At 50.4% G+C, this 14,332-nt stretch carries 15 protein-coding genes; 10 read left to right on the top strand and 5 right to left on the bottom strand.

Going from position 1 to position 14,332, the window contains the following annotated elements; translation table 11 throughout:
- The first annotated feature begins 98 nt into the window (after positions 1-98).
- The 4 genes from FN808_RS15190 to argS all read left to right on the top strand — a co-directional run bounded on the left by FN808_RS15190 (position 99) and on the right by argS (position 5,406).
- The gene (locus FN808_RS15190) at positions 99-2,048 is read left to right on the top strand and encodes a DUF294 nucleotidyltransferase-like domain-containing protein (protein ID WP_142715463.1); all 1,950 of its coding nucleotides are present in this window, start codon (positions 99-101) and stop codon (positions 2,046-2,048) included.
- Between the two features lies 1 nt (position 2,049).
- Positions 2,050-2,724 (top strand): 3'-5' exonuclease, encoded by a 675-nt coding sequence (locus tag FN808_RS15185; RefSeq protein ID WP_142715462.1) that lies wholly within the window; start codon positions 2,050-2,052, stop codon positions 2,722-2,724.
- Between the two features lie 105 nt (positions 2,725-2,829).
- The gene (gene radC / locus FN808_RS15180) at positions 2,830-3,549 is read left to right on the top strand and encodes a RadC family protein (RefSeq protein WP_142715461.1); all 720 of its coding nucleotides are present in this window, start codon (positions 2,830-2,832) and stop codon (positions 3,547-3,549) included.
- A gap of 207 nt (positions 3,550-3,756) precedes the next feature.
- Positions 3,757-5,406: an arginine--tRNA ligase gene (gene argS, locus FN808_RS15175; protein WP_246068373.1), complete on the top strand. Its 1,650-nt coding sequence runs from the start codon at positions 3,757-3,759 to the stop codon at positions 5,404-5,406.
- A 54-nt stretch (positions 5,407-5,460) separates the two neighbouring features.
- Here the strand turns inward: argS and FN808_RS15170 are convergent, their stop codons facing one another.
- The 3 genes from FN808_RS15170 to dnaN all read right to left on the bottom strand — a co-directional run bounded on the left by FN808_RS15170 (position 5,461) and on the right by dnaN (position 8,307).
- Entirely contained in the window at positions 5,461-6,273 is an 813-nt protein-coding gene (locus tag FN808_RS15170; RefSeq protein WP_246068372.1) for a class I SAM-dependent methyltransferase, read from the bottom strand.
- A 134-nt stretch (positions 6,274-6,407) separates the two neighbouring features.
- Positions 6,408-7,196: an SAM hydrolase/SAM-dependent halogenase family protein gene (locus FN808_RS15165; protein ID WP_142715460.1), complete on the bottom strand. Its 789-nt coding sequence runs from the start codon at positions 7,194-7,196 to the stop codon at positions 6,408-6,410.
- Positions 7,189-8,307: a DNA polymerase III subunit beta gene (gene dnaN, locus FN808_RS15160; protein ID WP_142715459.1), complete on the bottom strand. Its 1,119-nt coding sequence runs from the start codon at positions 8,305-8,307 to the stop codon at positions 7,189-7,191. Before dnaN ends, FN808_RS15165 begins: the two co-directional genes overlap by 8 nt.
- Positions 8,308-8,537: 230 nt before the next feature.
- Between dnaN and miaA the strand changes: the two genes are divergently transcribed.
- The 6 genes from miaA to FN808_RS15130 all read left to right on the top strand — a co-directional run bounded on the left by miaA (position 8,538) and on the right by FN808_RS15130 (position 11,982).
- Positions 8,538-9,467, top strand: a complete 930-nt coding sequence (gene miaA / locus FN808_RS15155) for a tRNA (adenosine(37)-N6)-dimethylallyltransferase MiaA (protein WP_142715458.1) — start codon at positions 8,538-8,540, stop codon at positions 9,465-9,467.
- A 38-nt stretch (positions 9,468-9,505) separates the two neighbouring features.
- On the top strand, positions 9,506-9,754 hold the full coding sequence (gene purS, locus FN808_RS15150) for a phosphoribosylformylglycinamidine synthase subunit PurS (RefSeq protein WP_142715457.1): 249 nt from the start codon (positions 9,506-9,508) through the stop codon (positions 9,752-9,754).
- A gap of 10 nt (positions 9,755-9,764) precedes the next feature.
- Positions 9,765-10,097, top strand: a complete 333-nt coding sequence (locus FN808_RS15145; RefSeq protein ID WP_142715456.1) for an ATP-dependent Clp protease adaptor ClpS — start codon at positions 9,765-9,767, stop codon at positions 10,095-10,097.
- Positions 10,098-10,101: 4 nt separating this feature from the next.
- Positions 10,102-10,803, top strand: a complete 702-nt coding sequence (gene purQ, locus FN808_RS15140; RefSeq protein ID WP_246068371.1) for a phosphoribosylformylglycinamidine synthase subunit PurQ — start codon at positions 10,102-10,104, stop codon at positions 10,801-10,803.
- Positions 10,804-10,819: 16 nt separating this feature from the next.
- Complete coding sequence (lptB, locus tag FN808_RS15135; RefSeq protein WP_142715454.1) at positions 10,820-11,587, top strand: LPS export ABC transporter ATP-binding protein; 768 nt, start codon at positions 10,820-10,822, stop codon at positions 11,585-11,587.
- A 68-nt stretch (positions 11,588-11,655) separates the two neighbouring features.
- Complete coding sequence (locus FN808_RS15130; protein ID WP_142715453.1) at positions 11,656-11,982, top strand: rhodanese-like domain-containing protein; 327 nt, start codon at positions 11,656-11,658, stop codon at positions 11,980-11,982.
- A 225-nt stretch (positions 11,983-12,207) separates the two neighbouring features.
- Here the strand turns inward: FN808_RS15130 and FN808_RS15125 are convergent, their stop codons facing one another.
- Together FN808_RS15125 and rho are read right to left on the bottom strand one after the other, a co-directional pair.
- A complete protein-coding gene (locus FN808_RS15125) occupies positions 12,208-12,957 on the bottom strand; it encodes a copper homeostasis protein CutC (protein ID WP_142715452.1) in 750 nt (249 codons plus the stop codon).
- Positions 12,958-12,984: 27 nt separating this feature from the next.
- Positions 12,985-14,124: a transcription termination factor Rho gene (gene rho, locus FN808_RS15120; RefSeq protein WP_246068370.1), complete on the bottom strand. Its 1,140-nt coding sequence runs from the start codon at positions 14,122-14,124 to the stop codon at positions 12,985-12,987.
- Positions 14,125-14,332: the final 208 nt, after the last annotated feature.

Below are 14,332 nucleotides of genomic sequence, written 5' to 3'. Positions count from 1 at the left end.
AAAGCCTTGCCCGGTTCAATTATTGTCATTTTTTTGTTATTACTTCTATACATTGTCAGTAAAGGAGCCAGCTATTTTTATCAAGCCACTATTCTGTCATGGCAAATGTCATTGTTAACAGGGTCAAGGAGTACCTCAAACAATACCCTCCGTTCAGCTTTCTCTCGGAGGAGCTGCTGCAAACGGTAGCGTCCGAAGTAGAAATCATCTACTTTGCAAAGGGTGAGTACCTTTTTCGTACGGGTGAGACCGCTAAAAATCACTTTTATGTCCTCAAGGAGGGAGCCGTGGTTCTGACAGAAGATGATGGGCAGGGAGAGCCTGTACCCGTAGCGTATTGCGATGAAGGCGATGTCTTTGGCGTACGGGCCCTGCTGGGCAGAAGGTCTTATGTACTAGACGCCCTGGCCGATGAAGACAGTTTGGTCTACGCCATCCCCACCCCCGTTTTTAAACGAATCCTGACCGAAAATAACCGGGTTAACCAATATTTTGCTGCCGGATTTGCTTCGGGCCAGGTCGTCGTGAAGCGCGATCTTTCGGGGGCTGAGTTGGCTACCACCGGATTTTCAGGCAAGACGGATCAGCGGGGACTGGCTATTTTCTCGGGCCAATCGGACCTGCATTTCTCCGGGGATGTTCTTAGCTGTGCCGTCCATGAAACAGTAGGGCAGGCCGCCCGAATGATGAGCGAACGGAAAGTAGGCTCCATCGTCATTGTCGACAAACAGGGGTACCCCAGGGGGGTCATCACAGATAAGGATCTTCGCAACAAGGTCATAGCCGCCGACAAGTCCTACAGCACGCCGGTAAAGGAAATTATGAGCAGCCCGGTTATTACGCTGGACGAGAAGGCTGATTTTGCCACCCTCTATTTGACCATGATCAATCACCGGGTGCATCATCTCATTTTAACCGAGGACGGATCGGACCAGAGCAAAGTGATCGGTATTGTCTCGGATCACGATCTCTTGCTCTCGCAGGGAAATAGTCCGGCAGTCATCATCAAAGCGCTGCTCGGCTCAGACAGCGTGAATGAACTGGTACGGCTGCGAGACAAGGCCGAACTGCTGTTGGAATACTACCTGGAAAATGAAGTCTCCATCCCCTTTATCACAAATGTCATCACAGAGATTAATGATATTATCATACAGAAGGCATGTGAGCTGGCACAGGCCAAACATGCTACAGACTATCCCGGCGTCCACAATCTGAAATTTTGTTTTTTGTCGCTGGGAAGTGAGGGTCGGCAAGAACAGCTGCTGCGTACAGACATGGATAACGCCCTCATCTATGAAGACCCACCGGACCCCAAGGCCGACCGCGCCCGTGCCTATTTCCAGGCCCTGGCCAGGGAAGTGGTCAGCATACTGGCAAGATGTGGTTTCCAACACTGCCCGGCCGGCATGATGGCCAGCAATCCCCGCTGGTGTCAACCCCTGTCGGCATGGAAAGACTGCTTCGGAGACTGGATCAAGACTCCGGATGAGAAAGCGCTCCTGCACGCCTCTATTTTTTTTGATTTCCGTCCGGTCCATGGCGATGCATCGCTGGCAGAGCAGTTAGGCCACCACATCACCACCATGATTGAAAACAACGAACTGTTCCTGAATTTCCTGGCCAAAAATGCGTTGCTCAATTCCCCGCCACTCGGCTTTTTCAGAAACCTGATGGTTGAGAAATCGGGACGCCACAGGCACAAATTTGATATAAAACGGCGCGCCATGATGCCCCTGGTGGATGCGGCCCGGCTGCTGGTGCTGGGTCATGGTATCATCGATATTACCAATACTCGCAAACGGTATGAAAAGTTGGCTGATCTGGAGCCCAACCAGGCTGAATTATTTCTGGAGGCGGGGAAAGCATATGAAATTTTTATGCGCCTCAGGGCCCTGGAAGGGTTGAAAGCACATGACTCGGGCCGGTATATTGACCCCGACTCCCTGGGTAAATTGCAGCGTCAGTTACTAAAAAATGCCTTTTACCCGATCCATGAGCTCCAAAGAATCATCAGGGTCAGATTTCAGCTTGACCTTTTAGGTATCTGATATGGACTGGTCATCGTTATTCCGCCAAACCAATATGCATACGCCGTCCTTTGTGGACCGGTATCGCCAAAAATTTGAAGGCGGGCCGGTCTACCCACCTCGCATTGGGGACGCGACTTTTATCATCCTGGATACCGAAACTACAGGTCTGGATGTAAAAAAAGATTATATCATCTCGTACGGGAGCATAAAAGTCAAAAACTACGCCATCAGCATAAGCTCAGCACGCCACTACTTCCTCAAGCAGAAAAAAGTGGGACGGGAGGCTATTAAAATTCACCAGATCATCAACGTGGAGAATGCCCTGTCCCTGCGAGATTTTGTCAAACTCTTTCTGGATGATATAGAAAATGCCATCATCGTTGGCCATCACATACATTTCGATATCGCCATGCTTGAAAAAGCCGTTCGCCCCTTGGGGTTGAAGAAACTGCTCAATGCCCGCCTGGATACCCGGAAGCTGGCCATTCGACTGGAAATGGGAAAGCATGCAGGCCATCAGTTCATCCCTGCCAGGGACTATGGCCTGGACGCGCTGTGCCGGCGGTATCACATCCCCCTGGATGACCGCCATACCGCGGCAGGAGACGCCTTTCTCACGGCTCAGCTTTTTCTAAAATTATTGAAAAAAGCAAAACAAAAGGGCATAACAACCATGCATGACCTCATGACATAGTCTGGTCGCCAGGCCCGATTATCCTCATTCTCATTTTTTTTGTAAGGGATGAGGCATTCGGGGGTCTTACTGTATAAACGGCAACTCAAAATACAGTCCAACCTTATGTCTGACCAAGAACAGTTCGAAGCCGACCATTTCTTCAGAAGAACCGTCAAGGAGATGAACCCCGATGAACAGCCCCGGGAAAAACTCATGACTTACGGCAGTGAGAGCCTCTCGGACGCAGAACTTCTTGCCATACTCCTGCGTACCGGAAGCAAAAAGATGAATGTCATTCAAATGGCACAAGCCCTGCTCAACCATTTTGACGGACTCCGCTATCTCGCACGCAAAGAATGGCAGGACCTAAAGGTGATACCAGGCATGGGTGATGTAAAATCGCTCATGCTGGAGGCGGTATTTGAACTCTCACGACGCATACAGGTGGCCGGACTTGGAGAGCAGGTCCAGATCACCTCCCCGGAAGATGCCGTCGCCTATTTCGGGCCCAAATTGCGCGATCTCACCAGGGAAGTCTTCCTCGTGGCATTCCTGAATAATGCCAAGATTGTCATGGGGCATAAAAAGATAAGCTCCGGCGGCGCCACAGCCACCATTGTGGACCCGGCCGAGGTGATGCGCCAGGCCGTGATGAACGAGGCAAACAGCATCCTTCTGCTGCACAACCACCCCAGTGGACAAAACAAAGAATCAAAGGCAGACATCCGGCTGACCAGACGGATTGCCGAGTCAGGAAAACTACTGGGAATTCCTGTCGATGACCATATCATCATTGCCGGCGACAGTTATACCAGTTTCCGGGCCAAAGGGCATCTGAATTAGGGATGTAAAATAAGGGAACCCCGCACCGGATAAAACACAGTGCCCGGCCATCCAAATGGTAAACGTTGAGCTGACCGCTCATCGAGAACGCCGCACCCCTCTTTGCCAGCCGCTTGCAGTGCTGTCAACAAAACCCCAAAAAATCATCATTCTAAATTCTCAATTCCTAATTCTACTGGTTATATTTAGCATTTTGAATTTATTGAAATGAATACCATAACCATGAAGGACTACCTGCGCTCTATTATCACTACGGCCCTGAATCAGTTCGACCTCTCGAAGGAGGAGATACCCGAGATTCAGATTGAAAAACCGAACCAGCCCGAACACGGCGATTCGGCCTCCAATATTGCCCTAAACCTGGCCGGCACGCTCAAGATGAATCCCCGGAGTATTGCCGAGGAGATCGTGGAGAAGATGGAGTATGATCCCCGGAAAATTGATGCTGTTGAGATAGCGGGACCGGGTTTTATCAATTTTCGCTATGCTGAAAACTATTTATTTGAAGAGTTGCAGGGTGTTTTGGACCAGGGGGCCCGCTTCGGGGAAACAGAAACACGGGCCGGGCAGCGCATTCTCATCGAATTTGTCAGCGCCAATCCCACGGGCCCCCTCACCGTTGGGCACGGTCGCAATGCCGTCCTGGGCGATACGGTGGCTCGCCTGTTAGAATGGACCGGGGCTGAGGTGGACCGGGAATATTATTTTAACAATGCCGGCCGTCAAATGCGCATGCTGGGGCAAAGCGTGCAGGCCCGCTACCGGCAGGAGCTGGGACAGGATGCGGAACTTCCCGAGGACGGCTATGAGGGAGAATACATTCGTGATATTGCACATGCCCTTGTTGAGGAACACGGCGAAGCCCTTCTGGACACCAGCGACATCACCGCCTTCAAAGAGAAGGCCGAACAATTAATCTTCGAGGAAATCCAGGCGACCCTGCAGCGGATGAACATTAAGATGGACCTCTTCTTCAACGAGCAGGAAGTCTACGACGACGGTTCCATTGATCAAGTCGTAAACGCCTTCCGCGAGAAAGACCTGGCGTACGACAAGGACGGGGCCACCTGGTTTCGAACCAGCCGCTTCGGCAAGGAAAAAGACACCGTGCTCGTCAAAAGCACCGGCGAACCCACCTATCGCCTCCCGGATATAGCCTATCATGCCAACAAGCTGGAGCGTGGATATGACCAGTGCATTGATGTCTTTGGGGCCGACCATATCGATACCTACCCGGATGTCCTCTCCGGCCTCGAAGCCCTCGGCTATGACCGATCCAGGGTGGATGTGATCGTCTACCAGTTTGTTACCATCGTAAAAGAAGGCAAACCGTTTAAGATGAGCACCCGCAAAGCCAATTTCATTACCCTTGATGAGTTAATGGATGAGGTGGGCCCGGATGTCACACGCTTTTTCTTCCTGATGCGGGCGCCCAACACCCACCTGGAATTTGACGTGGCCGCGGCCAAGGAGGAAGGCGAAAAGAACCCTGTTTTTTATCTGCAATATGCCCATGCGCGGATCCACAGCATCCTCCGGAAAGTGAAACAGGAATACGCCTTTGGGGAAGCACCGGACTTAACCATCCTGACCCATGAATCGGAGAATAAACTCATCAAAAGCATGATCCGCTTTCCTGAGATGATTCAAAGCGCTGCCGAGAGCCGTGAGCCGCACCGTCTGATCAACTACCTGGATGACCTGGCATCCCATTTCACCTCCTTTTATCACGACTGCCGTATTCTTGGTGAAGACGAAAAGCTGGTGCAGGCCCGAACGGCCCTCGCCAAAGCAACCGCACAGGTCCTGGCCAACGGCCTTGGCATCCTGGGCATCAGTGCCCCCGAACAGATGTAGATACCGCATTACATAGCTGCAGGCCTGCTTCAGGCTCTTCTGTATCTGTTTTCATTATGCCGGAATAAGTTTCGTAAAACAGACGATGCCCTTGCTAAACTGGTCAGCGACCCTGAAGCCGGTTTGTTCAAACAGTTCATTGCTTTCCTCCGTCGACCAGAACGTGATACCACCGAATTCCGCTGATTCCTGCAGCAGCCGAACATACCAGGCGTCGGCCTTGATCAAATGCATCATAAAGAAGGCCCCGTCCTTTTTTATCACCCGGCGGGCCTCATACAAGACTCTGGCCGGGTCGGTCAATTCATTGAGCGTCCCGCCCATGGCCAAGCCGTCAAAAGTGGCACTGAAGAACGGTAAATGACGTGCATCAGCCCGCAGCAGGTACTGATCGACCCCTTCCACCTCCGATTTAATTCGCGCCTCCTCGAGCATCTGGTGAGAAAAATCCAGCGATACGACCTCACAGTCAGTCACCTCTTTTTTAATCAGCCGGCCGTACAGAGCTGTTGAACAGCCGATGTCCAGGTATTTATGGTGTGATTGGGGATTCAGCCAGCTCATCAGCAGCTCCTGTTCCTTCTGAATCGGAAAATCCTCGCCCGATAAAATGGACAGAGAACGTTTACGCCAGATATCCTCATACAAAGCCGCTGTCACTTTCCAGTGATTGGAACTCTGAGCCCACGACATCTCCGGGATGTCATCCTCCAGCAGATCAATAATATTGTTGCGGATCACATACTCATCGCCCTTGCTCGAGCATACCGTACCGTTGAATCTCTTTTGAAGATTGGCCGCTTCGGCGGGAATGGTTATTGCGGCCCGCTCATATTTGGGAGATCGAATTTCGAGAGACATAGACATAGCGATTCGGTCATTCTGAACAGCAAGGAGATCCCTATTCAGCGTTCCGGATCCCGGGCATATTCATTACAACTCAGGTGAATGTATGAACTAAGAAATAATACGTGAATGGGCTGCAAGAGTTACAATGAACCTTACTTTTGCAATACCAGGGATATCTGAGCCCCTTTCTGAACTCCCAGCATCTCTTCAGCATTCCCCTTGTTGATACCCACTTCGAGCATACCGGCACTCCCAATATAGGCCACCGGCTCCCCTTCCGTCACATCGCCAAAAGTGGTTGAGATGTCGTTGAGGATCACATTTCCAACATAAATTTTGACTTTCTGATTTCCGATTACCTCATGGATAAGGTCTTCCGGTATGTTGGTAACGAGATTGCCAAATTTGTCGATATGAATAACGGCTCCCTGCACGCCGTCTTTATCCGCTATCGGCTGCATCCACCGATAACTGACCAGCTCGTCGAGAGGTTCCCCGAGTTCCTCGAGCGGCACGCCCCTGCTCAGATGAGCCGCTGCCGGCGCAAAGATATCGCGACCGTGAAAGGTACTAGAGGGACTGTCTCGCAGGTATTGCTCGCGGGTCAAACGTACAGCCGTATACTCCCGGCTGGCCGTGAGCAGCGAAAAGATACCGTTATCCGGACCTACAAAAAACTGATCTTCCACTTTCAGGGCAATCGGGTGGCGCTCGGTGCCCACACCGGGATCTACAACCACCGCATGCACCGTCTTAGAGGGAAAGAGCATGGCTGAATTTTTCAACACCCATGACCCCGCCATAATATCCTGGGACGGGATGTCGTGGGAGACATCGATCAGGCGAACCTCGGGCGCGATGCCAAGCATCACCGCCTTCATAGCACTTACATAATAATCCTTCAGCCCAAAATCGGTTGTAAGGGTTATGACATTACGCATAGGTATTCAGCATCACCGGCATCACAAGCATGAGCATTTGCTCATTTTGGTCTTCTTCCGAAGGCTTTACAATACCTGCCCGGTTGGGGGTCGAAAACTCGAAATGCACTTCTTCGTCATCCACATTCCCCAATACATCGGCTAAATACTTGGCATTAAAACCGATCTCCATCTCCTCCTCGTTGTCATACTCGCAGGCGATGGTTTCCTTTGCCTCACTACTCATATCAATATCCTCAGCCCGGATTGTCAACTTGTCGGGCTGAAGCTGCAGCCGAATCTGCCGGGTGGTTGAGCTTGAAAAGATAGCTACACGCTTGACCGTAGCCAGCATCTGCTCCTTGTTAATGATCAATGTCTTGTCATTTTCCCTAGGGATAACAGAGTCGTAATTCGGGTACTGCTCATTGATCAGACGGGTAATAACAATGGTGTTCCCACTTTTGAACCGCGCGTGGTCCTCTGTAATGGTCAGCAGACACTCCTCCCCGTGCAGGGCTTTCTGAACAAGGCTCAGCGCCTTTTCGGGAACAATAAAGTTAATGTCCTTGTCGCTGGTCAAATCCTGCCTTATATAACGGACCAGCCGATGGCCGTCCGTAGCAACAAACTTGCTTTCCTCAGAACCGATATCAAAATAAACACCCATCATTGCCGGACGGAGATCGTCGTTGGATACAGCAAAGAGGGTTTTATTAATGGCTTTGAGCATATCATCCTTGGCTGTCTCGAGCGTATGTCCCTCATCAAGACTTGGAACTTCGGGAAATTCATCCGGATCTTCCCCGACCAGCTTGTAGGTTCCCTTATCGGTGCGGAACTTAACATTAAATTTCTCATCAACTTCAAAAGCCACGGGAATATCCGGCAACTGACGCAGGGTCTCCGTTAACCGTCGTGCCGGTATGGCAACGGCCCCATCTTCTTCAATGTCAGCATCCATGTACTCGATAATCGAAATTTCCAGGTCAGTGGCTGTCAGCCGAAGTTGACCATCCTCACTCTTGAAAAGAATAGTTTCCAGGATAGGAAGTGTAGCTTTATTAGGAACAGCCCCCGAAACGGCTGAGAGTGCTTTAACTAATTCACTACTTGATAAATTGAATCTCATAGAAAAAATATTTTGCTGAGCGTTTTAGCAGACCGGAAAACAGTCTGCAGAATAAGTACCGTATACTAATAAATCCTCGCTCTCTTAGCAACCAAATAACGCACCCTTTATACAAGAAAAAACGCAGCTGGGAAGCAGAATTTTGCCACCTGAATACGATTCAAAAACTAAGAGCATATTTCTTATATTGGTATCAATTCCCGAGCAATTAACGAATGTAATTTTCTTCTGTGCGTATTTTACTTCTTGGTCCCACAGCAGTCGGCAAAACGGCTCTCTCTGTGGACATAGCTCACACCCTGGGTGCAGAAATTATTTCTGTAGATTCCCGTCAATGCTACAAGTACCTGAATATAGGGACCGCCACACCCTCAAAAGAAGAACAGCAGGACATCCCCCATTACAACCTCTCCATTATTGATCCCGCTGTTAAAGACAGTGCAGCCAATTACGAAGAACGCGCCCGCCAATGGGAGGAGAAAATAAGCCGACGCGGGCACCATGTGCTGTATGTGGGAGGGAGTACGCTGCATGTTCAGTGTACCATTCAACCGCTGGATGATGTGCCTGAAGCCAGCGCATCCAATGTGGCACAGCTCGAAGCTCAAATAGAACAGGAAGGTATTGAACCCCTTTTCCAGCAGTTGAAAAAGGTCGATCCCGAATACGCACAGAAGATGGACGGCATGAATACCCAGCGGATTATCCGTGCGCTTGACGTATGGATGCAGACCGGACAACCCTTCAGCTCCTTTCATTCGGATGAGGACACCATTACCGTCCCCGACGACCTGCTTGTGTTCGGTCTGAAACGCGATCGACAGGTCCTCTATAGTCGGATTAACAGGCGCGTGGACCGCATGTTTGAGCAAGGCCTGCTGGAAGAAACAGAAGCCATCCTGAAGGGCGGATACAGCCTGCAGGATCCCGGACTTAATACGGTCGGCTATAAACAAACCATTCAGTACCTGGAAGGCAATATCAGCCGTGAACAGATGGTTAAAGATATTAAGACGAAGACAAGGCGCTACGCCAAAAGGCAGCTCTCATGGTTCCGCCGGTGGAATTTTATTCAATGGATTGACCTTGATCACCTGTCGCGGGAAGGAGCCCGGAATTTTATCCGTAAACGGCTAGCAGCTAAGCTAAATAAAGATTAACTTTACCCTCATTTAAACTTGCACAACTTTTTATACTGATGTACAAGGCTACAGTCAACGTTACATTACGAAAATCCATATTAGATCCACAAGGCAAAGCAGCACACCATGCATTAACCAACCTGGGGCTGTCTGACATCAAAAACGTCCGTATTGGCAAGCTCATAGAGTTAAACATCGATGCCGATAGCAAGGACGCTGCTTTTGATATTGCCGAGACTGCCTGCACAAAACTGCTGGCTAATGAGGTTATGGAGGATTTTGAGATCACCATTCACGAAAATTAATTTTTTTGCTATGAGTGATCCGCTTGCGAACGTTTGGGGATCTGAACCTAGCCAACAGGAAACACCCGGCATTGACGTCGATGTTCTTGAAAAAGAACAGGAAGATGAACAAGAAAAGAGTCCCTGGCGAGTTATACTCTATGACGACGATGTTCACACGTTCGAAGAAGTCATCGGTCAACTCAAAAAAGCATTGGGATGCAATCGGTCTCATGCCGAAGAACTAACCTATAAAGTACATAACGAGGGCAAGGCCGAAGTCTTCGAAGGCAGCTTTGAAGAATGCTTCGAAGTCAATGGCGTGCTCAAAGAAATTCAACTCATCACCGAAATTAAAGGATAAACCCGTGTCTGCTAACTTTGGAGTAATTGTTTTTCCCGGTTCGAACTGCGATCATGACGCCTACCATGCACTGGCGCATGTTATGAATGCCAAGGCCCAGTTTCTCTGGCATAAAGATACTGACCTGTCGGATATTGACTTTCTTCTTGTGCCCGGCGGATTTTCTTACGGCGACTACCTGCGCTCGGGGGCTATTGCCCGCTTCTCTCCCATTATGCAGTCGGTTATTGATTTCGCCCGAAAAGGAGGACCCGTACTGGGTATCTGCAACGGCTTCCAGATCCTGCTGGAGGCCGGACTGCTGCCCGGCGCCATGCTTCATAACGAGCAACTTCGCTTCGTCTGCAAGCAGACCCACCTCCGGTGCGAAACATCGGACACCCTCTTTACGCGAACGATTGACAAGGGAGAGGTGCTTCAGCTGCCCGTCGCCCACGGCGAAGGTAACTATGTGACGGACGAGGATCAGCTGAAAAAATTACAGGATAACGATCAAATTGTCTTTCGCTACTGCAACAGCCGGGGCGAAACTACGCAGGAAGCCAATTTTAACGGCTCGGTCGACAATATAGCAGGCATCTGCAACGAAAAACGCAACGTCCTGGGCATGATGCCCCATCCCGAACGTGCGGTTGAAAGCATCCTCGGCTCTGATGACGGAAAACGCATTTTTGAATCGGTCCTGAACGAACTTGCCGCGGTTTAAGAAATAACGTCTTCTCATGACGGAACAACCCAACAAAAAGACGCTCTACAGCAAGGGACTGACGAAAAGTTATAAGCGGCGAACGGTTGTTTCGGATGTATCCATCAATGTTACCCAGGGTGAGATTGTGGGCCTCCTCGGGCCCAACGGCGCGGGAAAAACCACCACTTTTTACATGTTTGTGGGGCTTGTGACCCCCAAAAGCGGTCAGATTTTCCTGGACGACCAGAACCTAACCAGCATGCCCATGTACAAGCGGGCGCGACTGGGTATCGGCTATCTTTCGCAAGAGGCCAGTGTGTTTCGAAATCTCACGGTACGCGAAAACCTGGAATCCATTCTGCAATTCTTTGATCTGGGCGATACCGAAGTACAGAATCGCACTGACCAGCTCATTGAAGAATTCGGACTTCAGAAGGTCGTCAACAACAAAGGATACAGCCTTTCCGGCGGCGAGCGCCGACGCACAGAGATTGCCCGCGCACTGGTTACGGATCCCAATTTCATACTGCTTGACGAGCCCTTTGCCGGCGTGGACCCTATAGCAGTGGAAGATATTCAGGAGATTGTAGCCCAGCTTCGCCACCGCAATATTGGCATATTCATCACCGACCACAACGTCCATGAGACGCTCGCCATTACCGACCGGGCCTACCTTATGTTCGAGGGAAACATTCTCAAAGAAGGTTCGGCCGATCAGCTGGCTGAAGACGAGGAAGCCCGCCGGCTTTACCTGGGCAGCCAGTTTCGCCTGGATCGCTACAATACGGAAGAAAACGGCTAACGCCTTCGAACAGATACAGCCGCAAGAAACGATTATTTTTATTCCCCTAACCCAAAATTATCTCATCCATGAAAGAGATCACCGTTCAGGAGCTGAAAAAAAAGATTGACAATAACGAAGTTTTCCTGCTGGATGTTCGTGAACCTTTTGAACAGTACCAGTCCAAAATAGACTACAGCAATGCCACGCTCATCCCTGTTGGTGAACTGGCCGGCCGGCTGGATGAAATTGAGTCTCAAAAAGACCAGGAAGTCGTATGCCTGTGCAGGAGCGGATCGCGCAGTGCCCAGGCGTGTCAGCTTCTCGAAGAGAAAGGATTCTCAGACGTTAAAAACCTGCAGGGCGGCATCAATCAGTGGGCCAAGGAGATCGACCCCTCCCTGCCTGTCTATTAACCCGGCACCTTCATGCCCTTGATAAGCTCACCGCGGTACCTCCGGCAGATCCGAAACCAACAGCAGCGCTATTCTGTTGGGATATATAATGTCATGGGTTTTGAGTTATCACCTGCCAGTTACCACAAATCAATCGCCGACAAAAGCGGATAACCCGTCAGGGATCTGTTGCATAGACATCACCGGGGAATGGTAATCAGACCATAACAGCCCCGGAATGCAACCCTAACCTTTAAAGACAGACAGTGCCCTGCTGCGAATTTCCTTTACCCTTGCAGCGTTGGCAATGTCAAGCAGATATTCTTTGCCCGTCGTCGCTCCCATACCGGCAATCGCATGATTGCGAAACTTCATCTTACTCTCACGGGTGCTCTCCGCTGAAAGATGAACTTCGTCAACGCCGGTCTTCTCCATAATCTGCTCCACGGTTTCCTCATTGACTCCACAGCCGGCCATTATGGAAACACGACCGCCGGCTTCATCTACAAGTCGGCTTATCAGTGGAATGCCCTGCTGGGCCCGGGCCTGCTGGCCGGAGGTGAGAATGCGATCAAACCCAACCTCGATACAGCTTTCCAGGGCTGCCATTGGATCTTTCGTCATATCAAAAGCACGATGGCAGGTGACCTCCAGGGGACGGGCCAGTGCTGCCAGCTCGCGGTTTCGTTCGATATCAATGCTGCCATCGGGGGAGAGGATTCCAAAAACCACGCCATCAGCTCCCAGCTCGCGGGCGTGCCGGATGTCGTGTTTCATCGCCTCGAATTCAAGATCCGAATAGCAAAAATCACCCTCCCGGGGGCGAATCATGACAAAGAGTGAAATTTTGAGTTCCTTGCTCAAAACAGCTATGGTCCCTGAAGAAGGGGTTGTGCCTCCTCCACCGGGATTATCACACAGTTCAACGCGGTCTGCACCGCCCTCTTGGGCATTCAGAGCTGACTCAATATTATAAACAACAACTTCCGTAGTCAATTGTGTATCCCTCCTGAATCGTTAGCCTTACACCATTGCGGCAATCTGATTAAGCAGCTCCTCATTGCTATCGGTATTCTTCAATACCTTCAACAGACTCTGCATGGATTCCTTGGGTGACTTTTTCAGCAGGTAGCGTCGCACCATATTACGCTCTTCAATGGAGCCGCCGATAAATTTATCCTCATTTCTTGTTCCGGAAGCGCTGATGTTGATCGCCGGGAAGATGCGATCGTTGGCCAGCTCCCGGTCGAGGACCAGCTCCATATTTCCAGTTCCTTTGAACTCCTCGAAAATGAGATCATCCATGCGGGAGTTGGTCTCGACAAGGCAGGTGGCTATAATGGTCAGTGATCCCCCGCCCTCAATTTTACGGGCCGATCCGAATATCTTTTTGGGGATTTCAAGCGCGCGTATGTCAAGCCCGCCTGACAGGGTCCGCCCACTGCTTTCCTGTGCATTGTTATAGGCCCTACCCAGCCGTGTGATGGAATCAACCAGCAGCACGGCGTCTTCCCCCATTTCCGCCTTTCGCTTTACATAGCCGAGTGCCAGTTCCGTAATTCGAATATGACTCTCCGTTGATTTGTCATTGGACGAAGCAAATACTTCGGCATCTGTCGTCCGAAGGAAGTCGGTGACCTCTTCCGGGCGTTCATCAACCAGCAGCACGCCGGTGGTAACATCCGGGTAATGGGCCGTCACCGATTCGGCTATTTTTTTCAGCAAGACCGTCTTTCCCGTTCGTGGTGGAGCCACAATCAGGGCCCGCTGTCCCTTTCCTATGGGGGCTACCAGGTCAAGCACCCGCATCTCAATATTATCGGGTTCCTGGCCCAGTTTCAGGTAATCGACCGGCATGATGGGGGTCTGGAGTTCGAAACGCGTGGACCGCTGCCAATCCATCGGGTCGCGGTCATTGATCTTTTCAATCGAATAAATATGGCGGTGCCCGCGGTTATCCTCTTCATATTCCCCTTCAATTACCAATCCCGGCCGTAAATTGTGGTGCTTTACCTCATCCGGCTTCAGGAAAGGATCACTGGGTTCATAACTGAACTCATGGTCCACTTGGCGGGCAAAACCATACCCTTTGGCATTGATTTCCACAACACCCCGGTATCGGCCTGCCACTTCTACCTGTTGATTGTCGTTAAATCGTGGCACGAATACATTTTTGTTATTATTGCGACCCCGATTTCTGTTATTTCTTGAACGTCCCATTACATCCGGTGATTTTAGCTTAAAGTCTAATATTCCTGTCCGTCATTCTGCGGCAGGAACATGAAATGATTTTTTTTTGAATTAAAAAACTGGAAGGAGGAAATAAATAGTGCAGCGCTCATCCGCTGCACTATTTATTGAAGTATGTAAA

It is taken from the genome of Fodinibius sediminis (assembly GCF_900182555.1).
GTDB lineage: Bacteria > Bacteroidota > Rhodothermia > Balneolales > Balneolaceae > Fodinibius > Fodinibius sediminis.
Note: the sequence above shows the minus strand (reverse complement) of the source record. Positions and strands in the feature narration are given on the sequence as shown.